The 24,153-nt window shown below is 48.2% G+C and carries 19 protein-coding genes and 2 pseudogenes; 15 read left to right on the top strand and 6 right to left on the bottom strand.

Features of this window, described 5'->3' with window-relative positions; genetic code table 11:
- The first annotated feature begins 128 nt into the window (after window positions 1–128).
- The 8 genes and pseudogenes from Dform_RS04060 to Dform_RS11740 form a co-directional block, all read left to right on the top strand.
- The gene (locus Dform_RS04060) at window positions 129–3,809 is read left to right on the top strand and encodes an HsdM family class I SAM-dependent methyltransferase (protein WP_076003892.1); all 3,681 of its coding nucleotides are present in this window, start codon (window positions 129–131) and stop codon (window positions 3,807–3,809) included.
- Between the two features lie 41 nt (window positions 3,810–3,850).
- Window positions 3,851–4,600 carry a DUF6602 domain-containing protein gene (locus Dform_RS04055; RefSeq protein ID WP_076003891.1) on the top strand — a complete coding sequence of 250 codons (750 nt, stop codon included), beginning with the start codon at window positions 3,851–3,853 and terminating at the stop codon, window positions 4,598–4,600.
- Window positions 4,601–4,637: 37 nt separating this feature from the next.
- Window positions 4,638–5,381: a hypothetical protein gene (locus Dform_RS04050; RefSeq protein WP_076003890.1), complete on the top strand. Its 744-nt coding sequence runs from the start codon at window positions 4,638–4,640 to the stop codon at window positions 5,379–5,381.
- A gap of 99 nt (window positions 5,382–5,480) precedes the next feature.
- A pseudogene (locus tag Dform_RS11555) lies at window positions 5,481–5,645 on the top strand (YegP family protein); the annotation flags it as partial.
- A 710-nt stretch (window positions 5,646–6,355) separates the two neighbouring features.
- Window positions 6,356–7,462, top strand: a complete 1,107-nt coding sequence (locus Dform_RS04040; protein ID WP_076003888.1) for a competence protein CoiA family protein — start codon at window positions 6,356–6,358, stop codon at window positions 7,460–7,462.
- A gap of 31 nt (window positions 7,463–7,493) precedes the next feature.
- Window positions 7,494–8,303: a GIY-YIG nuclease family protein gene (locus Dform_RS04035; RefSeq protein WP_076003887.1), complete on the top strand. Its 810-nt coding sequence runs from the start codon at window positions 7,494–7,496 to the stop codon at window positions 8,301–8,303.
- Between the two features lie 49 nt (window positions 8,304–8,352).
- Window positions 8,353–8,607: a hypothetical protein gene (locus Dform_RS11210; RefSeq protein WP_145925527.1), complete on the top strand. Its 255-nt coding sequence runs from the start codon at window positions 8,353–8,355 to the stop codon at window positions 8,605–8,607.
- 80 nt (window positions 8,608–8,687) lie between these two features.
- Window positions 8,688–8,861 (top strand): annotated as a pseudogene (locus Dform_RS11740) (YegP family protein); the annotation flags it as partial.
- Between the two features lie 762 nt (window positions 8,862–9,623).
- Here Dform_RS11740 and Dform_RS11735 read toward each other — a convergent pair.
- Window positions 9,624–9,752 (bottom strand): helix-turn-helix domain-containing protein, encoded by a 129-nt coding sequence (locus tag Dform_RS11735; protein WP_335583014.1) that lies wholly within the window; start codon window positions 9,750–9,752, stop codon window positions 9,624–9,626.
- 214 nt (window positions 9,753–9,966) lie between these two features.
- Here Dform_RS11735 and Dform_RS04020 point away from each other — a divergent pair, with 214 nt between their 5' ends.
- The 4 genes from Dform_RS04020 (at window position 9,967) to Dform_RS04005 (ending at window position 15,492) form a co-directional block, all read left to right on the top strand.
- Window positions 9,967–10,581: a hypothetical protein gene (locus Dform_RS04020; RefSeq protein WP_076003885.1), complete on the top strand. Its 615-nt coding sequence runs from the start codon at window positions 9,967–9,969 to the stop codon at window positions 10,579–10,581.
- Window positions 10,582–11,068: 487 nt separating this feature from the next.
- Window positions 11,069–11,278: a hypothetical protein gene (locus Dform_RS04015; RefSeq protein WP_076003884.1), complete on the top strand. Its 210-nt coding sequence runs from the start codon at window positions 11,069–11,071 to the stop codon at window positions 11,276–11,278.
- Window positions 11,279–11,299: 21 nt separating this feature from the next.
- Window positions 11,300–12,262 (top strand): polyprenyl synthetase family protein, encoded by a 963-nt coding sequence (locus Dform_RS04010; RefSeq protein ID WP_076003883.1) that lies wholly within the window; start codon window positions 11,300–11,302, stop codon window positions 12,260–12,262.
- Window positions 12,263–13,125: 863 nt separating this feature from the next.
- Window positions 13,126–15,492 carry an ATP-binding protein gene (locus Dform_RS04005; protein ID WP_076003882.1) on the top strand — a complete coding sequence of 789 codons (2,367 nt, stop codon included), beginning with the start codon at window positions 13,126–13,128 and terminating at the stop codon, window positions 15,490–15,492.
- A gap of 75 nt (window positions 15,493–15,567) precedes the next feature.
- On the opposite strand, the gene Dform_RS04000 is transcribed toward Dform_RS04005, so the two are convergent.
- From Dform_RS04000 to Dform_RS03985, 4 genes are all read right to left on the bottom strand, one after another.
- Window positions 15,568–16,188, bottom strand: a complete 621-nt coding sequence (locus Dform_RS04000) for an ATP-dependent Clp protease proteolytic subunit (protein WP_076003881.1) — start codon at window positions 16,186–16,188, stop codon at window positions 15,568–15,570.
- Window positions 16,185–17,546 (bottom strand): trigger factor, encoded by a 1,362-nt coding sequence (gene tig, locus Dform_RS03995; protein WP_076003880.1) that lies wholly within the window; start codon window positions 17,544–17,546, stop codon window positions 16,185–16,187. Before tig ends, Dform_RS04000 begins: the two co-directional genes overlap by 4 nt.
- A 28-nt stretch (window positions 17,547–17,574) precedes the next feature.
- Window positions 17,575–19,371, bottom strand: coding sequence for an aspartate--tRNA ligase (aspS, locus tag Dform_RS03990; RefSeq protein WP_076003879.1), 1,797 nt, complete (start codon window positions 19,369–19,371; stop codon window positions 17,575–17,577).
- A gap of 160 nt (window positions 19,372–19,531) precedes the next feature.
- Window positions 19,532–20,095, bottom strand: coding sequence for a bifunctional nuclease family protein (locus Dform_RS03985; protein ID WP_076003878.1), 564 nt, complete (start codon window positions 20,093–20,095; stop codon window positions 19,532–19,534).
- 188 nt (window positions 20,096–20,283) lie between these two features.
- Here Dform_RS03985 and Dform_RS03980 point away from each other — a divergent pair, with 188 nt between their 5' ends.
- The 3 genes from Dform_RS03980 (at window position 20,284) to Dform_RS03970 (ending at window position 23,503) form a co-directional block, all read left to right on the top strand.
- The gene (locus Dform_RS03980; RefSeq protein WP_076003877.1) at window positions 20,284–20,934 is read left to right on the top strand and encodes an SLOG cluster 4 domain-containing protein; all 651 of its coding nucleotides are present in this window, start codon (window positions 20,284–20,286) and stop codon (window positions 20,932–20,934) included.
- An 87-nt stretch (window positions 20,935–21,021) separates the two neighbouring features.
- Window positions 21,022–23,037: a transketolase gene (gene tkt / locus Dform_RS03975; RefSeq protein ID WP_076003876.1), complete on the top strand. Its 2,016-nt coding sequence runs from the start codon at window positions 21,022–21,024 to the stop codon at window positions 23,035–23,037.
- Window positions 23,030–23,503, top strand: a complete 474-nt coding sequence (locus tag Dform_RS03970; protein WP_083635344.1) for an RpiB/LacA/LacB family sugar-phosphate isomerase — start codon at window positions 23,030–23,032, stop codon at window positions 23,501–23,503. The genes tkt and Dform_RS03970 overlap by 8 nt, the downstream gene beginning before the upstream one ends.
- On the opposite strand, the gene Dform_RS03965 is transcribed toward Dform_RS03970, so the two are convergent.
- Window positions 23,500–24,153 carry a ribulose-phosphate 3-epimerase gene (locus Dform_RS03965; RefSeq protein ID WP_076003874.1) on the bottom strand — a complete coding sequence of 218 codons (654 nt, stop codon included), beginning with the start codon at window positions 24,151–24,153 and terminating at the stop codon, window positions 23,500–23,502. The genes Dform_RS03970 and Dform_RS03965 overlap by 4 nt on opposite strands.

Genomic DNA, 24,153 nt, shown 5'->3' with positions numbered 1-24,153 from the left:
TCAGGTGTGCCAAATCGTTTTCAAAAAAGGATAACCCTTTAAGGTGCCACTGTCTAGTGGTAGAATTGCCTAACTTCTTTAACCGAGGAAAGTCCAGCTATATCGCAATGCTACGCAGGAGCTTTTGAATGAATGAGTGGGAATTTACCGGGGAAGCCGCCGGATGGTTTAACGAACGCATCCATAAAAACCCCTCGTCATTGTTTTCCGGAGTTAGAGTTGAACAGAGGGGTGAAGGTTCTTCCAAACGGCGAGACTTAACATTCCTCGATAAAAACAAAATTCCAATCCTCACTGGCGAAGTAAAGCTCCCGTACGCCAAAGATGGAAGTACTCCCTACAATGACACTGTTGTCACTGACGCTCGGGCTAAAGCACTTAAAGCCGGAGCCAGTTTCTTTTTCACCTGGAATGTTAATGAATTTGTTCTATGGGAAACTACGCCAGGTAAGACAACATCTTATGGCGAAAAGTATCGCTCATGGCTGGTCACCGCCGTTTACAAAGAGAGCAGACTTGATATTGAACCAACACGGATGGAAATCCAAACCTGGATAGACCGATTTCTTGTTGAATTCACGGATATTATCAGGGGCACAGCTCCAATCGGATTCAAACCACCAGATGAAAGGTTCATCGATTTACTTGAGTCTGCCCTGTTTACGCCAATAATGATGACGTTTGAGGTGCTACTGTCTCGTTACCCCAATCACACTTTCAAAAAAGACCTCGATGAATGGATGCGCGAAGAAGGATGGACAATCCTGGACGACCAGGAAGGAATCAATGACAACCTTGAACGCGCCTCCAAATATGCCTGTTACGCTTTGGTCAATAAACTAGTCTTCCACGAAGCCCTCTTGAAACGATACAGCTCCAGATTAACGAGGTTGGTCGTTCCTGACCACATTGACACGGGAGAACAGCTAAGACTTCACCTGGAGACTTATTTTGCGCAAGCCAAGACCATTACAGGGGATTACGAGACTGTTTTTGGTGAAGACCACAAGGCTATTGAGAATCGGATTCCTTTTTATTCTGACAGCGCCACAGTCCATTGGCGTGAACTTATCAACCAGATACACAAGTTTGATTTCTCCAAGATTGACTATGAGGTTATAGGTCGTATCTTCGAGAGACTGATATCGCCGGAAGAACGGCATAAATACGGGAAATATTATACCCGCGCCGAGGTGGTTGACCTAATAAACAGCTTTTGTATAAGAGATGGTACAGAAACGGTCATGGACCCAGCTTGTGGTGGCGGTACATTCCTAGTACGGGCTTACGCTCGTAAGAAGGAGTTAGCACCTGCTCGAAAACATGTCCAACTTCTAGCAGACCTTTTTGGTATCGATATTTCTCATTTTGCCACACACTTAACCACCATCAACCTTGCGACACGCGACCTCATCGATGAGGAAAACTATCCTCAGATTGCCCGAAGCGACTTTTTCGATGTCGCGGCGCAAAAGACTTTTATTTCGCTTCCAAAACGAGTTGAAGCAAAAACTCTCGGAAAACGTCGAGACGTTATAATACCGCCCCTTGATGCCGTCATAAGTAATCCGCCCTATGTCAGACAGGAAGACATTCCTAAAACCAAAAAAGAATCCAAAAGCGGACCACGGCCGGGGACGAAAGAGTACTACCAACAAGTCGTGAAGAACGAGGTTGGTATTACTCTTTCGGGTCGAGCCGACCTTCACTGTTATTTTTGGCCTCATTCAGCCTCTTTTCTCAAGCAAAATGGCTTCCTGTGCTTATTAACATCATCGCAATGGCTTGACGTGGAATACGGGTTCCGTCTTCAGGAATGGATACTACAGAATTTTCGCATTTTGGCAATCTTCGAGAGCCTAGATGAGCCTTGGTTTGTGGGTGCGAGAGTAGCTACGGCTATTACCTGTCTCCAAGCTGAAGTTGATGAAACCGAACGGATAAACAACTTCGTCCGTTTTATTCAGCTGCGCCGACCAATCGGTGAGATATTGGCGCATGATGGTACATCTGCAGGAGTTGTCACTAGTGTCGACCGGTTTCGCGACGAAATCATGTCTCTCACAGAAAACGGCGTAAACGAAAGATACCGCGCGAGGCTGGTAAAGCAACATGACCTTTGGAAACAAGGCGTCGAACTTGGGGCATTAATGAGTAATCTCGATTCATCCGATGGTGAAGATGAAGACGAAGAACAAAAAAACCAAGCCGGATTTTCCAACAACAAGTATTACGGCGGCAAATGGGGGATTCATGTTCGGGCACCGGATTTATGGTTCAATCTCATTGATTCTTATGGCAAACTGTTTACTCCCCTCGGTAACATGAGTACTGTACATAGAGGGATAACGAGCGGCAAAGATAGCTTCTTTTTCCCGGTCGATTGTAGCATTGATTGTCTTAAAAAATATGACAATCCACCAGAATTCATCCGAAATTACGGAGTCCCGCGTGAACGGGTGGAGTCTGGACATATACGTCTAGTTAAATGTGGTGACCATCGGGGTGAAATCCATCCCATAGAAGCACAGTATACTGAACCTGAACTCCATAATATTATGGGAGTTGAACGATTTACTATCGCCCCCACTGATTGTTCCAGACTGGTTGTATTATTAGCAAAACATAAGTCCGACTTAAAAGGAACAGCCGCTCTGAAGTACGTTCTTTGGGGGGAATCAAAGAATATTCATAAAGAACCAACTTGCGCAGGTAGAACGACTTCCGAAAGCACTTGGTATGACTTAACAAGAACAAAGCGGGCGGATATTATCTTGCCAAAAATCCAACAGTACCGACTGTTATCAATATTGAATCCCTCCCAGGTTCATATTGGTAGTTCACTTCTAGGTTTGTACAACGTACCTGCAGAACAGGTTATCCCTTTATGTGCTGTATTGAATAGCACGATATCAATTCTAAGTCGCATACTTTTTGCCCGAATTCTTGGTAACGAGGGTAATATTCAACTGGATGTTTATTCTGCAAAAATGATGCTTGTTCCCGATATCAGAGTTGCTAGCAGGAGCCAACTCCAAAGAATTAGCCAGGCGTTTGCATCTATGAAAGACCGTAAATCACTTACCTTCGTATCAGAAAAGCGGTTGCGCACTATGGCCTTTACCGGGGCGGGGAAGGTCAAGGAACTTGATAGTCTATCCGATGCAACTGAACTCGATATGCCTGACCGAAGGGACCTTGATGACGCTGTTCTTGAAATGGTGGGGGTTAAGTCGCCAAAGCAACGCGATAAGATTATTGACGAGCTATACACTTATCTTAGACACTTCTTTGAAGCTACTCGGCAAAAAGAAGAGAAAGCTATTATCAACAAGAATACCGCCCGAAGGCGAGAGCGTATCCGACCAGCCGATATTGCATCTCAAATCTATGAAGATATCTCGAAAAATGACCCGGAACTTCTCCGCCGTTATGAAGTGGATTTCCTGGATAACTCCCAACCCTTCGATTCGTATGACTTGCCTACCGAGGGGGATGCCATAAAATACTCTGACCTGCTGGTCCCCCAGGGAGTCAAATTCACGAAAGGGACCAAGTCCCAAGTTAACCTTATACCTACGCTGACTGCGTCACAAGCAGAATTAATTGTGCTACTTACTAAGACAGGCAGGCGTGGTCTAGTACGTGTTCCACACGATGACCTTGAATGCGCGAGAACACTAGCCTCCTTCCAGTCGTTTATCGAGGGGCGGGACGCAAGATTACTCGAACTTGTACAGGAACGCACCTCGGACGAAGAGACTCAAGAAAAAACGCTAGTAGCATTAGCTTCGCTGTTGAACCGTTGACAAAATAAGCGCTTCGCTAATTAGCACAGAGGATACGATTGATGGAAATAGATGCAAAAGCGTTTCAACAAACTATCACCGAGGAGTTAGACGTACTTAAAAATCGAGTTAGATTTCTCATTGGAGATGCTAATTGGGGCGAAGAGGGAAGGTATAAGGAAGCGATTCTGAGAAGTGTAATTAAACGGTTTCTGCCCGGGACGGTGGACTTGGGCACAGGTTTTGTTGTGCGTGAAGGGAACCAAGGTGCTCTTGATATCTCAAATCAGATAGATATTATAGTGTACGATAACCATTCCTCAGTCCTTTTCCGTGAAGGAGATTTTATTGTAACGACGCCAAGTAATGTGCGTGGCATCATTGAGGTCAAAACTAGCATCAACTCCTCCAATGTCCAAAATATAATTGATAAATCGTCTGAAAATGGACGCTTGCTTAAACCAGGTTCTTTTAATGGAATTTTTGTATTTGAAGAAAATAACGAGGAAGGTTTCAAATCCAGGTTAAAAACCCACTTGGAAATCAATAATGGAATCATTAACCATTTTTGTTTTGGAAGAGATACCTTTATTAAATATTGGGAGAGTCGGTGGGGAGCTGAAAATTCGTCGCCAGGATATAGGCGTTACCACTTGGAGTCCTTATCCTATTCATTCTTCATATCAAACTTATGCGATTACATTTCCGGGGTCAAAGAAGAAAATGATAGACGCTGGTTCCTATTCCCTACGGACAAAGAACGGCACGTTATCGACGCAATTATTTGTAGAAACGCCCAAGACTTCGTTTAACAGGCTTTATAGACATTCCAAGCACAAGGAGCGATAAATGGTAACTAGAAAAGAAACCATCCAAGCTGCATCACTAGAGATTATTAAAACTAATCCAGATGGAATTAGATATTCGTCGTTGGTAAATGAACTCCATAAAAAACTGCCTGAATATCCCATTAATACCATCCACGGCACTGTGTGGGACTTGGAAGTTCAGTTGCCAGATAAAATATATAAACCGGAACGGGGGGTATACAAGTTAGTAGCGTTTAGGGAAGAAATCTTACCAAGAACACCTGAAACCCAACAGCGGTGCGTTAGACCAACACAGGATGAAAGTAAGTTTTATGGACCCTTCGCAGACTGGCTCATAGGGATGGATGAGTGCAGCAGGGCAATCTCGTTGGGCGGTAAGAAATTCAAAGACAAGTGGGGCACTCCAGATGTGATTGGTATCAGGGAACCATCGAGAAGCGATATTATCAAACTGCCAACCGAGATAGTTACCGCGGAAATAAAAGTCGATACCAATGATTTAATCACAGCTTTTGGGCAGGCTTGTGCGTATAGAGTCTTCAGCCATAAAAGTTATATCGTCATACCGAAGAATTCTAGCGGAGGTGATATTAGTAGGTTAGATGCTTTGTGCATGATATTTGGACTTGGCCTTGTTTTGTTTGATAAGGCGAACATTGAAGCGCCGGAATTTGAGATAAGAACGCGACCACAAAAGCACGAACCAGATATGTTTTACGCAAATAGTTATCTCAAACTAATTGAAAAGGAGCTATTTCAATAGCCAAATCAGTCTACTATAAAATCCTCACCTCGTTCACGACGCGAGGGATTACTACTTTGTGGGGAGGTATGCCTCAGTTAAAGGCGGGTGTCTATACAGATGACTGGTAAATTCCAAGTTTACAAAGATAAATCTGGCGAGTATCGATTCCGATTAATTGCTGGTAACGGTCGCATCATCGCAGTATCTGAGGGATACGAAACTGAACCGAGTGCCATGGCTGGGATTGAAGCTGTCAGGGAGTATTCGAGCAAAGCCAATGTTTGGTTTTTAGCTGGAGAGGTTGAGAAGGAGTGTGAGTCCGAAGGAACGTATAAAATGCCCGAGAATAATTCTTCCGACCTGGATAAACTCGTCGCTTCCCTCGACGCAGACGAAGCGGAACAAGCCTACACCCATTCCATGGAATTACTAATCCATGAATTCAGGACATTAAGTGAACGGAATACCATTTTTATAGCGGTTCAGACAATCCTGGTTGGAATATCTGGAACCCTTGCTTATTTTATTTCGGGTGATACTTTGAATCCATTATTGATTTTTATCGTCAGTGGCTTCGGTCTAGCCTTCATTATGATTAACTATTATTCAGGGAAGAATGGTTCCGAACAAGCCAAGTTTTGGCGCGACTATATGAATGCTCTCGAAAATAGAATCACCTTACGCGGAAAGGGACTGCCATGGCATTCATTGTTTACCCTTTTAGCAACTGACCATAAACATCGTTTTGTCGGTAAGTGGTTATGCGGTGCGTGCCTAATTAAAAGAAACCCCTATCCATTCGCCTGGCTTTTTTATCCAATGTTGTTTTTGTTTGGTTATGCATCGGCAATAGCCGTAGTTATTTGGAACAAGTTTCATTGGGAATGGCTAATTGTGCTTGCAGGCTCCGTAATTGGAGTCTGTTTGGTAGCACTCAAAGAATGGTGGCAGAGCGACAACCGGTAAACCTTCGGGAGTAAGGCAAGGTGACTATGGTCAAATCTATCCATTACCCGATGGCAAAAGACGCCGATGGCACATGGATTCACATTGGCGAAATCACTGAAACCAACGCAAAGAATCCAGTCTTCTGCCCCGAGTGTGATGCGCGGTTTGTTCCCCGACTAGGCGATATCAATAAACATCATTTCGCACATAAATCAGGGTCCCAAGGTGTCTGCTCTGGGGAGAGCGGGTACCACGCACTTGCCAAACACCTGCTCGCTTATCACTTTGAAAAGGAAGCGAAAATTACATTACAAGCGACTTGTCAGTCTTGTCATTATACCCAAGAGGTAACTAAAACCGTCGCCCGAGTTGAGGTAGAGAAAGGCGACGTCGAACACCGGCCTGACGCCAGAATAAGGCTTGAAAACGATGAGATAATTGAATGTGAGGTCGTATATCGGAATCCTCTAGGAGATAAGTTAAAGAGGTATAAGAGGGACAAGACAGCAGCTCTTATTTGGTTCATAGGGGGTTCTATTGAAGAGGTGCCGAGTATATGTCAACCGAATTGGGACGAAGATGACTACAACGAGGCAGACCTCAAGAAATATTTCGGGGAATCTTTGATTTTACTAGCTTCGTTCGCTCCCGCTAACCATGTATGTAAGCCATGGGGGACGGCTTCGATTGGGAAATATACGTGCATTCGTTGTAAGCAGGAAACACAGGTTGCTTTGTTCTCGACATGGTTCCCATGTTGGGTTGGTTTGCAGGAGATAGGTTATGCCGAGTTTGGACTAGGTCCAATTCATAATAACATCTCGATAGCCTATATACCTGCTGGCTTCTGGCAAGAATTAAACAAGCAGCATGGCACTCATCTTGCCAACGATTTTTCCTCCACACCTTCAGGATATAAACGATTCTACATTATGAACCACTGTCATTGCGGCTGTAAGATTCCAGATGCTTTCATTAAACAAAGCATAATGGAATACGAGAGTGACCTGGATGATTTCAAGACCGTCACCGTCCATTTTGAACTTACTCATTGGGAAGAACAATCCATTAATAACGCAGTGAACAATGGGTACAAGCTCGGCTCAACACTCCACCAACTCATGCGGGACAGAAACACTAAAATTCAATGACACGTTCGTAGAAATAGGGGGATTGTATTGTATGGACATTAAACTAAGTGAGCTAATACCTATTGAGAATCCAGACGAGTACAAAGTCCATCTTGCGAGCTGGGATGGGAATGACGAACCCCTTGATGTGTTTGTCAGGAGCAAAGAGGAGTGGAAAGGCTGGAACTCTTATAGAAAAATTAATGATTGCTTTAATAGAAAGTATATTTATTCCTTGGCTAAGTTCTACCACGAACAAAATTCTTGGCTATTTGGTGGAATTTACGAAGTACTATCGAAAAACAAGAAGGGATACGAAGTTAGACTTCTTGAATATTGTGGAGGGTTGGTCGGGAGACTGAAAATCAACTTCCATCGGCCGGGTATGGCCAAGGCGATTAATCTTGAGAACTACTATGACCAGTTTATCGTTTCGGAAATTCTCAAGGAAAGTTATTCAGGGGAAGAGTTTTGTGGATACGAGAGTCTCAATCGGCCCTTCACATTCATTGAGAATATGATTGAAAACGGTAAGGCTAGTTGGAAACAAGCATTGAAGTACCAAAAGGGAGTCTACCTCATTACCGATAAGAGTAATGGGAAAAAATATATCGGTTCCGCCTATGGGAAGGTCGGAATTTGGGCACGATGGAAAAGTTATGCCGAAAATGGTCATGGGGGAAATGCTGAACTTAAAGCGGTCATCGACGAACAAGGAATCGATTATGCCAGGTCCAACTTTATTTTTACACTTCTTGAACATAATTCAATGCTAACTAACGATGATGTGATTATTGGTCGCGAAAACTACTGGAAAAGTGTCCTTTTTACCAGAGTACCGAATGGATATAACAGAAAATGAACTCCACAAGATTGAGGTGTAATGGCGTTATAGGGTTAAAGGAGGAGCCATGAAAAAAACTGACACTGATGAAATCTGGCCACAGTCTGAAGGGGGACCCAAGAAGCCATGGAATCAACGGGAGGTCTCTCCACACGAAAATAGAAGTAAGGGTCCGAGAATGCCCACACCTAATGAAGTCGGGGATTCTCCGGACCCATTGAAATTAGCTCAAAAGATTGATGAACACACATTAACTAATACTTACAAACACTCCCGCAACAAAGGTAAGGGCTTCGGGGGAATGAATCGTTTAAGTCCGTAATAACTAAACACAGGTCCCAGGCACTCGAATTAGTCGTTTCAGAGTCAAGCTGTTTCGACCCCCATTAGGAAGGTGACCAAATGGCTGGCAAATTCCAAGTCTACAAAGACAAATCTGGGGAATTTCGGTTCAGATTGGTCGCGACTAACGGTCAAGTTATTGCGATATCAGAAGGATACAAAACCAAAGCTAGTGCGTTAGCTGGGATTGAATCTGTCAAAGAAAATGCTCCCAAGGCAAAAGTGTTTTCAATAGTTGGAGAATTGGGGGCAGAGCTTGAAATAAAAGGAGACGATGCGCAAATGGAAAGCCGATGGAATATGCAAGATGGACCTTGGCTCTACACACATATGGAATTTGAGTATGTCACGGCCGGAGAGCTAGGCAACATTCTGGTCCGGTTGCAAGCGGCGCTCAGAGGTTTGATGGATTTGAAGGCTGGTCCAGATTATAGTGGACCTCATTTCATCGTAAAATCTATCCATACGGAACATTCGGTTGAATTCATCTTGGGAGTAGCTTCGCTCGTCGCCCAAGTAAGCCAACCCGTTTGGTATCCTTTTGCTGAGGTCGCATGGCGGCGGATATTATCCGCTATCTACCTTATTGCCACTGGGAAATATGTTGCCGATATTGGGGTTGTGCCGAGAGGTACGGAAGTTGAAATCACTCAAGGGAGTGAAAGTGACTTAGAGTTGAATATAAAAGAAGAATATCTGACTGAAGACAATGCGAAAAAAATACTTGCCGTAGTTAAGTCGATTCTCACAGCATCTAACACAACCACTTTAGGGAATGGGAAAGTTCAAATCTTAATTAAACGGAATCGCTGAATTAAAACCACCGACGTTCGTATTATGGCAGAACTTCAACTGCCGTTAATTTGGCGTTGTTGCCACTTGAGTGTTTTTTCGGCCAGGTTCAAAATCCCCAAACCAAAAATAACACGCATACCCCATTTTGAAGCTAATCCACCGGGTGTTATATTGTTGTCGAGAATTAGGAAACCGTTGCCCCTACCGCTCTGTTTGAAGCAACCATACGACTGACACTCTAAGAGCTTGTGCGAGCGCAATAATCTCTTTATCGTTCACCGGACGTTGCCCGTGTTCTATTTTGCTCAATGCGCTCTGTTCAAGGTTCACACCCAGAGTTTGCAGCCTAGCTATTAGGTCGGTTTGGGTAACTCTAGGCTTCGCGTTTCGCCTAGCCTCTACGACCCGACTACCAACGACGTTCTTTGCTTCCACAGCTTAATCATAAAAAATATTCCTTCAGCATATATTCCTGAGGAGAATAATTAGGTGTATAATTCCTTGAGTCACGTCAAAGTCAAGACGTTGAGCAGGTGGACAAACAATGAAACTCAGCAAGACGGACTTAGCCGAGGTCGCCGCCTATTATTCGACCTGGTTGGGAGGGCGCGGTAAAAAACGATTCGTTCGCACCGAGGATGGAGGCGCCATCCAGCTTAGATACCATCCGGATTTGCCTGATATCGATTTAACCCTCTTCACTATTGGGGAGAAACTGACAGACGAACAGATTACAAAGCTCGTTAAGAACGATTCGCTGTTCGTTGTCTTACCCTACGATAGGTTAAGCTCAGATGTGTTCGCCCTTCTCTCCAAAATATTAAGGAGATGGGACGAAGCCCACGGCAATCTGAATGATGGCAATAAACCCAATCTATTGAAAGGTTGTCAGATTTTCGTTGTGGCCGACATCGGTAAAGACCTAGTAAACGGTGAATCGCAATATGTGAGCGAGGGATTTGATGACGAAGCCGCTTTAGCAGGTGCAATACATAGGACCTTGTCCCTACCGGGGAAATTATCCAGTTTGAATCCGTACACACTACCAAGCAAAGATTTAAGAGCCGTATTGAGAGTGTATTTCCTCCAACACAAGACAGGCCATACCATTCTGGAGATAAAACAGTCTGTTCATAATGGTAAGGGAGTTGGTGGATAGGTTGGATTATTGGCGATGGTAGCAAGTGTCACCATGACCTCACGGCGCGACCCCTGAAGGTTATTACTTCACCGAGATTTTCAATCCTTGGTCGCGACGCTTTGGGAGCCGAATCTAGGGCGCAGTGAATCGATTTGGAGCCTCATCCTCTACCAAAGGCCGAATATCGCCTTCTTTGAGGCAGGTCGGCAGGTTTTGAAAATCTCCTCTGTTTTAGCTAGAATGTAACAAAGGAGGCAAGCGGCCTCCGCCTTTTATCGACCCTGAATGGGGTTCAGGTGGCCGACGGTTCAAATCCGTCCACCCCGACCAAACCCTCCCCTCCCACAATATTCGGCTACTCATCCTCCAGAAGTCATGCGGTTTCTACGTCTTGTCTCCTTAGGCATAGTTGGCATTAATGATCCTTACTCCTATTAAAACACCCTTTGACTAAACGTTATGATGAGTTTATAATCCTTAACAAATTTGCGAAGGAGGATCATTGATGGAGCTGGCCGAACTGGTAAAAAAGATCTTCAGCAGCGAGGAAACCAAGAAGGAATTTCAGGCTGATCCCGAGAAGTTCATTTCTGCGATGAATTTGACGGAGACCGAGAAACGCGCGGTTCTTTCTCTTCAGGCAAAGACCGGCTTGGTTACAGCAGATGGTGTTTCCCTGCAGTCCAGTGTGGGTCCGATGGCCGGGTGGTTTTAAACTAGAAGATAATTAAAGGCAATGGAATCATTGTCATCAAATCACGATAAGAAAACAGGTTTGCTCAGAAAGGAGCTAGAAGAGATTCTAGCTCCTTTGGTTAATATGCCAGATATGTTTATACCAATCAAGAAGGCACTTTCTACACGGTTAAACGATCTTATTATCACAACATCACAAAAACCTTGGCCGATACTGCCATTAACGGTGGCTGAATCAATTTCTGGGAAATATGAACATGTCGCGCCAGCAGCTATGGCGATTCAACTACTAATGGCTGCCGGGGATGTGTTTGACGACATTGAAGACTCTGATGCAATAGACTCAATACCGTTTACTTATGGGATCCCCCTTGCAATCAACCTAGCGACAACCATGTTGATTTTAGGCGAGACGGCATTGACCTCCTTGAAAACAAAAGGGAATGATCCTTTGGATGTATCAAAAGTAATAAAGCAAATCAACTCCTATTTTACAAAGTCCTGCATCGGCCAGCATTTTGATTTATCAAACACATCCATGGATAGCACCGAAAAAACATACTTCGATATGATAGACCTCAAGTCGGCATCTCAAATTGAATGCTGTTGCTACGCGGGTGCCGCTTTGTCCACTGCAGACGAAAGGATAATCGATTTGTTATGTCTCTTTGGGCGGAACCTGGGGATAGCAGCACAGATCAGCAACGACATAAAGGGAATAACTAATAACAATGATATTATCAAACGTAAAATTACACTTCCATTGTTATTTGCCCTGCGCCATTCTGATAAAGAATCTATCGCAACGTTGAAAAATGCGTACATCACGGAATCGTCGAACAATAGTGATTGCGAAATGATCAAGGCCATTTTATTCAATTCTGGGGCGATGCAGTATACTTCCATCCAAATGAGCTTATATCAAGAAAATGCCAAAGAAATAATTCCTAAACTCCAAAACCTCGGAATTTCAACTTCACCTCTGAGTTGTTTCATAAATTGAGGGCTCGAATGACAATTACGGCTTCAATAAATATGAATAAAAAAGTAAAGTCCAATCGTTCTTTTCATACCACTATAGTTCTGATATCTTTTATCATTCTAGCGTTGTCCCTTACTTTTTTTACGCTCTCCATCACTAAACCGTATATGGGTGTAGTTATATCGCACTCCCAAAATAAATGGGTTGTGGAGAGTGTCGATACCCATGGTGCAGCGTTTTCGGCTGGGATTAAGCCCGGAGATGTGCCCTTACAAATCAATGGTCAACCGATCCAAGCATTATCGGAAAAATACCAAGCAATAAATACACTCAGGCTTGTTGAGCAACTTCAAGTGATAAACCCGAGTGGTCAGATAATTTCCTCAAATGTAAATACAGATCCTCAGCCTGGGATATCTTATTTCGAAACCGCCACCTGGTTCGCGTTGAGCGCAGCATTTTTTGTAACCGGGATATATATTTTCGCAAAGAGTTCACGTAACAACGCGACGCTTATACTTCTTCTGTGCGGTGTCGTCCTGTCTCTGGCGCTCGGTTCAACTCTAGCCGCGGAACGTTTAATCCCATCTGCATTGCACTTCAGTGTAATCGCACCACTCGTTGGCCCATGGTTGTTACTTCACTTTTTCGTTGTTTTACCGGAAGAAAGGACTCCGATTCGTAATGACCCACGTTTGCTACTTATATATGTGATTCCATTGATTGCGATCATTGCTTACCCGTTAATTGGGTACTCTAATGGTCAGCCCCTACCCGAATTCCGAATGTTTAGGCTCTTTAGTTATGGTTTGGGTTTTCTTGGAGTTGTTGGCGTCGCAATATATAACTATGTCCGCGCTCGCCTGCCTCGGACCCGCCAACAAATGAAAATCGTGCTAATCGGCAGCATTTTTGGCTTGGTGCCTTTCATAGCCTTGAACGCGATTCCGGCAGCCGTGACGGGAGCGATAGTCCTGCCTTCAGACATTGGGTTGGCTTTCCTTTCGTTCATCCCCTTATCACTGGGTTACGCTGTGGTTGCCAAGCAATTATTGGATATCGATATCGTAATACGCCGCAGTTTCGTCTACGCTGCCGTAACCATTGCGCTGACCGTGGTGCTTTGGGGGGCTTTCGCATTAGTGTTTTCCAGAGGGGTAGCCTCGGGGGCATTTGAACGCTTCCTTTTGGCTTTAGGGCTCTCCACGCTGGCAGTGTTCTTGCTCGGCCCGACAAAGAACCTCGCCGAGAACATAATAGATAAGGCATTTTATGAAGACCGCTTCGATTATCGAAAAACGATTCAAAACCTGAGCACATCACTGAGCGCTACGAACGATAAAGAAGTAGCGTCTTCTCTGATCGTCGAAGCACCGGTGAGTGCGCTCAATCTGGCCGGGGCTTGCCTTTTCGTTGCCACCGAAAATGGTTCCTTTGAGGTCGGGGCGGCGAGGGGAATATTTTCAACTGATTCCAGCCAAAAGGAACTGCTTGGACTTATTGTGCGCCGGAACGTCGGAAAGGAATTCCCAAATCTCGGGGAAAACCCGAATCCGGAAATAGCTTTCGTGATACCGCTGGTCGCAGCCGACAAAGAAGTGGGCGTACTGTTCATTTCGGGAAAGACATCGCGCCAGGAATTCAGCGGCTCTGATTTTTACCTGATTCAAGGCTTGGCATCGGTTGCCGCCGTTTCATTACACGGCATATTAATCGCCGAGCGAGATATATCCGAGCGCAGGCGCCATGAACAGGCCATACTCAATGCAAAGCAGGAGTGGGAGAGCACCTTCGACTCTATCCCGGACTTAATCTGTATTTTAGATGCCAATCACAACATAATCAGGGTCAACCGCGCCATGGCTGACAAATTGGGATTGTCTCCGGCTCAGACCATCGGTAAAAAATGTTACGAACTGATGCACAACACCGAGGCGCCGCCGATCAACTGTCCCGGTCTTTCGGTGGGCAAAGGTTGCAGCCCCGGGAGTGAGATGGCAAGATGCGGGAGCGTATATCAGATTAACATCTCCACGCTTAACACTGACGGAAAATCGTCCGGCAGGTATGTACATATTGCCCGAGATGTCACCGCGGTCAAGAATGCCGAGGCCGAACAAAAGAGATTAAAGGAAAAGGCGGAATTGTCGAGCCGGTTGGCCGCGGTTGGGGAGATGGCCGCGGGCATCGCCCATGAAATCAACAACCCGCTCACCGGCGTTCTGGGCTACGCCGAATTGATGCTATCCGAAGACCTTCCCGATGAATTGAGGGAGGAAGTCAAAGTCATTGCCGATGGCAGTAAACGAGTAGCGGAGATCGTTAAGCGGATGTTGACGTTTGCCCGCCAGACCAAACCCTTCAAAACGAGCCTGAGCGTGACCGAACTTATCGATAATACCCTCGAACTGAGAAATTACGTCCTTCGAACAGCCGGCATAGATGTCGTCAAAAAATACCAGGCGGATCTTCCCTGGGTTGTAGCCGATCCCGGCCAACTGCAGCAGGTGCTCTTGAATTTAATCGTCAATGCCGAACATGCGATCAAGAAGACCGGGCATCCCGGGGTGATAACAATCACCGCAGAGAAAACAACGGATCATTTACGTGTTAAGGTAAGTGATAACGGGCCAGGAATCGATCCCGAACTCCTGCCCAAGCTGTTCCAGCCATTTTTCACCACCAAGGACCCCGGGGAAGGAACCGGACTGGGCCTTTCAATTTCGAGATCCATCATCCTGGAACACGGCGGGACCATCGATATTGCCAGCGAATTGGGGCACGGCGCGACATTTACCATTGAACTGCCTCTGAACGCGGAATCTGAAAACGCCCTGTTCGAATCAACAAATGCCCTCCCCCAACACGCCAGCTCGCATGCCAGGGTATTGGTTGTCGATGACGAAATTTCGATTCAACGATTATTAAGGCAGTCGCTGTCCGATCAAAACCATTATGCCGATATAGCCGGCAATTCCCAGCAGGCACTCGAACTCCTAAGGTCAAACAAATATGACATCATTCTCATGGACTTGAGGATGCCCGGTACCAGCGGCATGGCATTATATCGTGAAATTATCTCGCAACGGCCTGAATTCGAAGGCAGGGTGGTTGTCATTACCGGCGACGCGCTGGGGGATGATATCCAAACCTTCATTGACCGCCATCGTTTGAAGGTACTTGTCAAACCCTTCGATCAGGCGTCTATTCAAGGGATGATTGACCGGGTGCTTTTTCCGACTCAAAGCTAATTATCGAATTCGCGCAAATAAAACACCCGAGGGCAGTTACTCCGCCCTCGGGTGAAACAGATCAAACCAGATCAATTAGCTTTTGGCGGGCTTTTTTTCCTCAGGCTTTTTCAGGATATCGTCTATCAGACCATATTCTTTGGCGCCCTCGGGATTAAGGTAGAAGTCCCGGTCGGTGTCATGGGCGATCTTTTCAAGCGACTGTCCGGTCCGCTTGGAGAGGATGTCGCGAATGATATCCTGCATCCTGGTGATTTCCCGGGCGGCGATGACGATATCGGCGGCCTGCCCCCTCGCCCCGCCCAATGCCTGATGCATGTGAATCGTCGCGTTCGGCAGCGCGAAGCGCTTGCCCTTGGCGCCGGCGGTTAGAAGGACGGTCGCCATCGACGCCGCCATGCCGACACAAATGGTGGAGACAGCGGGTCTTATCAGTTGCATCGTATCATAAATGGCCAGACCGGCTGAGATGACCCCTCCAGGAGAATGGATGTAAAGGCTGATATCCTTGTCCGGATCCTCCCGGTCAAGGAACAACAATTGAGCGATGATAATGTTGGCAACCTGATCGTTAATCTCGGTGCCGAGGAAAACAATTCGTTCTTTCAGCAGCAGCGAGTAAATATCAAAAGCTCGCTCACCGCGGGCGCTGCTCTCGATAACCATGGGAATTATGTTGGATGGGTTCATTGTCATTGTGCAACCTCCTCTTTGTTTTCAATTTGGGTCTCGGCAGCGGGTGATTGTTCGTTGGATTCGGCAGATTGCGCCTGTCCGGATGCTATCTGTTTCAACCGTTCCATCGTTTTGCGCGACAAGAGAACCTGGACGATCTGCTCCCGTGCCTCTTTAGACGCCAGTTGCTGCTGTTGGGCGGCGCGTTGTTCTTCTGGAACAGGCTCAAGCATCCTGGCAACCTCGGCATCGACATCGGCATCGGTCACCTTGATATCTTCAGCGGAAGCAAGTTTGCCCAGGGCAAGGGATATTTTGATGCGCTCTTCAGCCATCGGCCGCAACTGCTTGGCAAGTTCCTCCGGGTTCACCCGGGCAAGCAGTTCTTCCAGTTCAGCCTCAGAGTTAACCTGGGACCTCCAGCGGTCCATCTGGTTATTGACCAGCCTTTCGTATTCCATGTCGACCAGGTTGGCTGGATATTCCACTTTGCTTATTTTAATAAGTTCGGCCACCAGGCGATTTTCGTAATCCTGGACGGCCTGCTGTTCAACGCGCTTTCGATAGTTTTCGGTAAGCCGGGTTTTCAGCGCATCGAAAGTCGGCATTTCCACATCTAAAGACATCGCAAAATCGTCGTCGGTGGGAGGGAGTTTCTCCTCCTTGACTTCATTGATTTTGATTTTGAATTCCGGTTCCTTGCCGGCCAATTCCGGTTTGCCGAAATCGTCGGGATATCTTAGTTTGAACTCCTTTGATTGACCGGAGGCAAGGCCGATGATTTCCTGGGAAAATCCGGGGGCGGGATACTTTGACTGTTCGTCGATACCGATTTGGAGACCCTTTTGATTAATAAAAGGCGCCCCATCGATGGTGCTCTCTAAATCCATGACAACCAGGTCGCCGGATTTTACCGGCCGCTCGACCAATTCCCACGTGGCTTTTTCATGTTGAAGCTGCCTGATCATGCCATCGATGATTTCGTCTTTAACTTCAACTTTTTCGGGTTCTAACCTGATGCCTAGATAGTCACCCAGTTCCACCTTGGGAGGTAGCGGTACCCTTGCTTTAAATATCAGGGGCTCGTTCTGGAGGACTTCGACGCCGGGAGTGCCGAAGCTCTGCAGTTTTTCTTCCTTGATTGCTTCGGCGCAGGCATGCGGAAGCACTTCGTCAAGGGATTCATCGATAAGCCGTTCCCGACCGACGAAATTTTCCAGAATGGCCCGAGGAGCTTTGCCCTTTCGGAATCCCGGGACATCCACCTTTTTTACCAGCCTCTGGTAGGCGTGATCAAGCGCCCCCTCCGTGGCGGCGCTGTCCATTTCTATAGTGAGCAGGGCTTCGCAGCCTTCGATCTTTTTCTCGGTAACTTTCATCAAATCCCCTATCTAAAATTATTATAGACTATTCCGGCAACTTCACCGAAATGTGTACGGCATCGATTTGGGTTTGAGTAACCTCTGAGGGCGAACCAAAAAGCAGGTCCAGCCCGGCTTGATTTTTGGGGAATGCGATTACTTCTCTGATGGTAGGTTCACCGGCCAGAATAGCAACCACACGGTCAATGCCGGGGGCCACTCCGCCGTGAGGCGGCGCGCCGTATTCAAAAGCGTCGAGTAGCTGACCGAACAAAGTTTGGATCCGTTCCTCACTGTGGCCGAGGATCCGGAACACCTGGCGCTGAAGTTCAGGTTGATGAATGCGAATACTGCCTCCGGCAATCTCGTAACCGTTCAATACCAGATCATAATGGCGTCCGTGTACCTTCCCGGGTTGTTCTATGAGGAGCGGCATATCTTCCGGCCTGGGGGCGGTAAAGGGGTGGTGCGTGGCCTGCCAGCGATTATCCTCTTCGTTCCAGGTAAAGAGCGGAAAATCGACGACGAAGGCGAAGGCTAACTCGTTAGGGTCGGCCAGATTGAGCCTGGCTCCCAGTTCATTGCGTAACTGACCGAGTACGGCGTTGGTTCGCTCGCGCTCCCCGGCGACAACCAGGATGAGGTCGCCTGCCCCGGCTCCGGTCCGCGAGGCGATCGCTTTAACCTGATCGAGGGTAAGATATTTGGCGGCTACCGATTTGACTTTGTCCATCGACAGCTGCCCAAGTTCAACGCCTTCCCCGCCCAAAGCGATCGGCACAAGCCCTGCGGCGCCCAACTTTTTGGAAAGCTCGATCAACTCTTCAATTTGACTCTTGTTGTAAGCGCCGCAACCAGGCGCGGAAATCGCCTTGACTACCCCACCCCTGGCGACGGTGTTTGAGAACACGCCGAAACCGCAGCCGGCCACGATATCCGAAATATCGGCCAATTCCATTCCGAAACGGAGATCCGGCTTATCGCAGCCATAACGATCCATGATATCGTGGAACGACAGGCGAGGGAACGGTTTGCGGAAGGTCTTTCCCGGAGTGACCGTTTCGACGAGACTGGAGAATAAACCCTCCAGAAGTTGCATCATATCGTCTTCGTCGACGAAACTCATTTCGAGATCAAGCTGGGTGAATTCCATCTGCCGGTCCGCCCGGAGGTCTTCATCCCGGAAACAGCGGGCTATCTGGTAATATTTTTCGACGCCGGCGACCATAAGAAGCTGTTTCAGCTGTTGCGGCGACTGAGCCAGGGCGTAGAACTTCCCGGGATAAAGCCTCGAAGGAACCAGGTAGTCCCGTGCCCCTTCGGGGGTGCTTTTCAACAAAATTGGCGTCTCGATTTCAAGGAATCCGCGGTCATTCAGGTATTGCCGCATAAAGGTGACTACCTTATGCCGCAGAATGATATTATCTCTCATGCGCTCGCGCCGGATATCAAGATAACGGAATTTCAGGCGCAGGCTCTCATCGACTTCTACTTCTTCATTGACGTAAAAAGGCGGGGTCTTTGACTCGTTCAAGATCTCCAGAGTCTCGGCCAGAATCTCCACCGCACCGGTCGGCATTTTTTTGTTTTCAGTGCCTTCAGGGCGAGGCATCGCCTTGCCGGTTAACCGGATAACGAATTCCGAGCGTAGAGCCTCGGCGGCATGATGGGCTTCCCTGGCGTTTTCAGGATTAAAAACAACTTGTACGATGCCTGACCGGTCGCGCACATCGATAAAGATCAAATTGCCATGATCGCGACGGCGATGTACCCACCCTGCCAGCGTGACCTTCTCTCCGACATTATTTGCCGTCAATTCTCCGCACAGGTGGTCTTTTAGCAATGATGGGCTCCTTGAATTGAAAATGTTAACATTGAATTATAGCTCAGGCGCACTGTTTGTTCAAAGAATCAGCTTTAATATCGGTGTAAACCCTGTGTCGTTTAAAAACTGAGAGGGGATTTTCACCCCTCTCAGTTAGCTCGTTTGGCGTAGCTTTGGCTCATGACTTACGTTTGTCAAAATCTTCGAGGTCTAAATTGTCGATAAAATCCCGAAAGGCACTCATCTTCTTGATTTCGTCCTCGCTGGTCTTCTTGCGTTTCTCGGAAATTTCGCCGGCCCCATCCACGCTTTCGATGATTTCGGGGCTTTCCCCTTCGCGTTCGAGGACGATGCCCGCTTTGTCTAACACCGATTCGTCGGCGTATATCGGGACCTCTACACGCACCGCCAACGCCAGCGCATCCGATGGGCGAGAATCGATTTCTATTTGGTTGCCGCCCACATTTAACAGGATTTTGGCATAGAATGTATCATTTTTTAAATCGTTGACAATGACATGTTCTACCTGGGCTCCCAGAACTTCAATCGTGGTTGCCAGAAGATCATGGGTCATCGGCCTTTGGACCTGGATGCCTTCCTGGAGCCTGATTGCGATCGCCTGCGCCTCGGCGGAACCGATCCATATCGGCAAGTAACGCAGGGTGTTCTTCTCCTTAAGCATTACCACCCGCTGATAATTCACTAAACTTACACGGATGCTTTCTATAGTCATTTCGATCATTGAGATGAGGAGCCTCCCCACTGCTGAGACATCGGCGAATGTGTTCAATTCTACCTTTATGACAACAGGGTGTCAATGAAATTAGGTACGGAAAGTAACGTATTAGACAGTGTTCAGGCTGTCTGGATGATCGTTGGCTTGTTAATCCGGATTTCTGTAAAATACTCTCATCAGCTTATTGAGGTTTTATGGAAACGAAAGGCTGCGCCGTCACCCTGGCTGCTCAGAAATACCCCTTCCCGGTCATGACCGTCGGTATCATGGGTTCCGCTGGAGGGTTCATCGCCGAGGAAATCAAAGCCAAGCTGAGGGAGTTGGGGCGTTGTGTAGCCCGGCGGGGGTACGTGCTGATAACCGGCGCCGCTCCGGGGATGCCTCATGAAACGGTGCTCGGAGCATTTGAATCTGACGGAATCGTGGTCGGCGTCTCGCCGGCGCTCAACCTGGAAGAACACGTCACCAAATACCTGTCTCCCACCAGGGGCTACCGGGCCATTGTTTTTACCGGCAGCGGTCTGATGGGCCGCGAAATAGAAAACATTCGGTCATGCGATGTCGTGATCTTCGCCGGCGGCCGTTCGGGGACGTTAGGCGAATTTTCCATCGCCTTCGATGAAGGTAAGATCATCGGTATTCTGAAAGGCACCGGCGGCATCACCGATCATCTTTCGGACATTATCCGGATGATCGACAAAAATACCGGAGCCATCGTCACATACGATACCGATCCGGAAAACCTGCTCGGTAAACTGGAAGAGCTGTATAAAGAAACGCTGCTGCCCCAGTACACCCGCCTTATGGAACAGCACAACCCCGATGGAACCCCCAACCCGGAATAGTCCCGCCCCAACCGTTACTGTATCCTGACCTTTGGCGTTATAATCAGTTTTGGCAACAATAATCTAGATCAGCCGTAAAGGAAAATCATGAATAACAGCGCGCTGGACGATCTGTCGATAAACACCATCCGTTTCCTTTCCGCCGACATGGTACAAAAGGCAGTTTCAGGTCATCCAGGCGCGCCAATGGGCGCCGCGGTCATGGCTTATGTACTGTGGCAGAAATTTCTGAAACACAACCCTGCGGACCCCGCCTGGACAAACCGGGACCGTTTCGTTCTTTCGGCCGGGCACGCATCGGCGTTGTTATATTCACTACTCCACCTCACCGGTTATGACCTTTCACTGGATGAAATCAAACAATTCCGCCAGTGGGGATCAAAAACTCCCGGACATCCGGAACATGGTTTGACACCGGGTGTCGAAGCCACCACAGGACCCTTGGGCCAGGGTTTTGGCAACGGCATAGGCATGGCCATCGCAGAACGTTGGCTGGCCGCCAGGTTCAATAAGCCGGATCACACCATTGTCGATCATTACACTTACGCTATTTGTTCCGATGGCGATCTTATGGAAGGTGTTTCCGCCGAGGCGGCGTCGTTGGCCGGGACTCTTAGACTCGGAAAAATCATCTATCTTTACGACGATAACAACATCACCATAGAGGGTAATACCTCCAATTATTTCAGCGAAGATGTCGGCACTCGCTTCCGAGCTTACGGCTGGCACGTTATCGGACCAATCAACGGTATGGAAATCAACGAGGTCGAAGCCGCATTGGCTGAAGCCCATGAAGAGACAGAAAAACCGAAACTCATTATCTGCCGGACTGTCATCGGTTACGGGGCACCGACTAAAGCCAATACGGGTGCCGCGCACGGCGAAGCGCTAGGCGAAGCCGAATTGGCCGCCGCCAAGAAAAACCTTGGCTGGCCTTACACCGAGCCGTTTTTCATTCCTGAAGAGGTCAGGCGAAACATGTCTGCTGTCGAAGCTGGAAAATCGGGGCAGGCACAATGGCAAAGTATCTTCGATGCCTACACCGCCGTCTACCCTGAGGAGGCGGTAAAGTTCAAGTCTTTCATCGACGGCAAATTGCCTGAAGGATGGAATGAGGGTGTCGAGGCAATGTTCAAACCCGCCGACAAGCCCCTGGCGACCCGTGAGGCCTCCGGTAAGGCAATGAACTTGCTTGGTAAGAAGGTTGACAACCTGATCGGAGGCTCCGGCGACCTGGCGCCGTCAACCAAAACAGTCCTTGAATTCGATACCATTTTCGGAGCCGGCAACGGTGCCGGGCGGAACCTCCAGTTCGGGGTCCGCGAGCATGCCATGGGCGCCATCTGCAACGGCCTGGCGTTACACGGCGGCGTGATCCCATACTGCGCGACTTTCCTGGCTTTTTACGATTATATGCGCCCTCCGGTGCGCCTGGCGGCTCTCCAGGGTTTGCGGGTGATCTTTGTTTACACCCACGATTCCATCGGTCTGGGAGAAGACGGGCCAACCCATCAACCGGTCGAACAAATACTGGGGCTGCGTTCAGTGCCTGGTCTGGTGACCCTGCGGCCGGCCGATGCGGCTGAAACAGCTGTTTCCTGGGAGATGGCCATAGAGCGCCGTGATGGCCCGACGGCACTCGTTCTCACAAGGCAGAAAGTACCCACCATCGATCGCTCCGGAATGAGCGATGTTGGACTCATCCGTAAAGGCGGTTACATCCTTTGGCAATCAGATGCCGATCCGAGGGTGATAATTATCGGCACAGGCTCCGAAGTCCATTTGGCTCTGGAAGCAGGCAAGAAACTCAAAGACATGGGAATATCCGCCCGGGTGGTATCGCTGCCGTCCTGGGAGGTTTTCGATTCCCAGCCAGAGGCTTATCGCAACGAGGTTTTACCGCCGCAAACCTGGCGCCGGATAACCATTGAGGCTGGCAGGTCTTTGGGTTGGGAACGTTATGCCGGTCCACGGGGCGTCATCATCGGCCTGGATCATTACGGCGCTTCGGCTCCCGGAAACATCGTTATGGAAAAACTCGGTTTTACCGCAGAACATGTTATACAAACCGCTGAGTATTTATCGAGGCAGGGCGATGGTTAACCTGGTTATTGCCGCTGATCACGGCGGATTTTCGCTCAAACAGATGCTGGTGCCCCTGCTCCAGAGCGAAGGCCACAGGGTCATCGATCTCGGCGCCAATGAATTTTTGCAGGATGACGATTACCCCGACTACGCCGAAAGAGTGGCCAGGGAAATTAACTCCGGCGGTTCGCGGCGGGGCATCCTTATTTGCGGTTCGGGCGCCGGAGCCTGTATTGCGGCAAACAAGGTTCCCGGTATACGGGCGTCTGTTTGTCATGATACCTATTCGGCTCGCCAGGCAGTCGAAGACGACAACATGAACGTCCTGTGTCTGGGAGCCAGGGTGCTGGGGCTGTCGCTGGCGCTGGAAATATCGAGGACCTTCTTGTGCGCTTCCTTCCGCGATGAGCCAAGATATCGCAGGCGCCTGGACAAGGTCATGGAGATTGAACGGGCTGCCCTTAAAAACCAGCCGGGTATTTAACGTTTTGCGGCGTTCACTAACGCTTGAAGGCGCCTCCATGAACCGGCGGGGTCGCCGCTCAGGAATATCCCCGACCCAACACAGATGTCATCGACTCCGCTGGCGGTGACTTCCAGGATGTTGGCTTCTTTTATGCCTCCATCGATGCCAATCGGGATTTCCGGTCTGATCGCCCTGATCTCGCCCACCTTGTCCAGCACTTCCGGGATGAATTTTGAGCCGTAGAATCCCGGAATGACCGACATGATCAGAACACTGTCCAGTAGCGGCAGGAAGTCCACGACGGCTGAAACCGGGGTGCCGGGATTGATCGCCATGCCCACTTCGAGATCAAGCTTAACCGCCTTCTCGATGACTGTTCTTGGATCCTCTACCGCCTCGAAATGAAAGATCACCCTCCGGGCGCGCGCTGATTTGAATCCTGAAAAATAAGACTCAGGCTCCTTGACCATGAGGTGGGCTTCCCAATCAAACGGAAGCTTGGCCGCTTTGATTTCCCGCCAGCCTATGCTCTTCGACGGAACGAACTGTCCGTCCATTATGTCAACCTGAGCCCAGGGAACCTGTCCCGAGATAGATTCAACCATTTTATTGAGAGCCTGCGCTTCATCGGTTAGCAGCGCCGGCACTACTCTTGTTTGTCGTTTCAA

Source organism: Dehalogenimonas formicexedens (assembly GCF_001953175.1).
Classification (GTDB): Bacteria; Chloroflexota; Dehalococcoidia; order Dehalococcoidales; family Dehalococcoidaceae; genus Dehalogenimonas; species Dehalogenimonas formicexedens.
This window is presented reverse-complemented; position numbering and strand designations above follow the sequence as displayed.

Excerpts from the sequence above, each read along its gene's own strand:
- Dform_RS04060 (WP_076003892.1), top strand. The coding sequence starts at position 129 with ATGAATGAGTGGGAATTTACCGGGGAAGCCGCCGGATGGTTTAACGAA.
- Dform_RS04055 (WP_076003891.1), top strand. The coding sequence starts at position 3,851 with ATGGAAATAGATGCAAAAGCGTTTCAACAAACTATCACCGAGGAGTTA.
- Dform_RS04050 (WP_076003890.1), top strand. The coding sequence starts at position 4,638 with ATGGTAACTAGAAAAGAAACCATCCAAGCTGCATCACTAGAGATTATT.
- Dform_RS04040 (WP_076003888.1), top strand. The coding sequence starts at position 6,356 with ATGGTCAAATCTATCCATTACCCGATGGCAAAAGACGCCGATGGCACA.
- Dform_RS04035 (WP_076003887.1), top strand. The coding sequence starts at position 7,494 with ATGGACATTAAACTAAGTGAGCTAATACCTATTGAGAATCCAGACGAG.
- Dform_RS11210 (WP_145925527.1), top strand. The coding sequence starts at position 8,353 with ATGAAAAAAACTGACACTGATGAAATCTGGCCACAGTCTGAAGGGGGA.
- Dform_RS04020 (WP_076003885.1), top strand. The coding sequence starts at position 9,967 with ATGAAACTCAGCAAGACGGACTTAGCCGAGGTCGCCGCCTATTATTCG.
- Dform_RS04015 (WP_076003884.1), top strand. The coding sequence starts at position 11,069 with ATGGAGCTGGCCGAACTGGTAAAAAAGATCTTCAGCAGCGAGGAAACC.
- Dform_RS04010 (WP_076003883.1), top strand. The coding sequence starts at position 11,300 with ATGGAATCATTGTCATCAAATCACGATAAGAAAACAGGTTTGCTCAGA.
- Dform_RS04005 (WP_076003882.1), top strand. The coding sequence starts at position 13,126 with ATGAAAATCGTGCTAATCGGCAGCATTTTTGGCTTGGTGCCTTTCATA.
- Dform_RS04000 (WP_076003881.1), bottom strand. The coding sequence starts at position 16,188 with ATGACAATGAACCCATCCAACATAATTCCCATGGTTATCGAGAGCAGC.
- tig (WP_076003880.1), bottom strand. The coding sequence starts at position 17,546 with ATGAAAGTTACCGAGAAAAAGATCGAAGGCTGCGAAGCCCTGCTCACT.
- Dform_RS03985 (WP_076003878.1), bottom strand. The coding sequence starts at position 20,095 with ATGATCGAAATGACTATAGAAAGCATCCGTGTAAGTTTAGTGAATTAT.
- Dform_RS03980 (WP_076003877.1), top strand. The coding sequence starts at position 20,284 with ATGGAAACGAAAGGCTGCGCCGTCACCCTGGCTGCTCAGAAATACCCC.
- tkt (WP_076003876.1), top strand. The coding sequence starts at position 21,022 with ATGAATAACAGCGCGCTGGACGATCTGTCGATAAACACCATCCGTTTC.
- Dform_RS03970 (WP_083635344.1), top strand. The coding sequence starts at position 23,030 with ATGGTTAACCTGGTTATTGCCGCTGATCACGGCGGATTTTCGCTCAAA.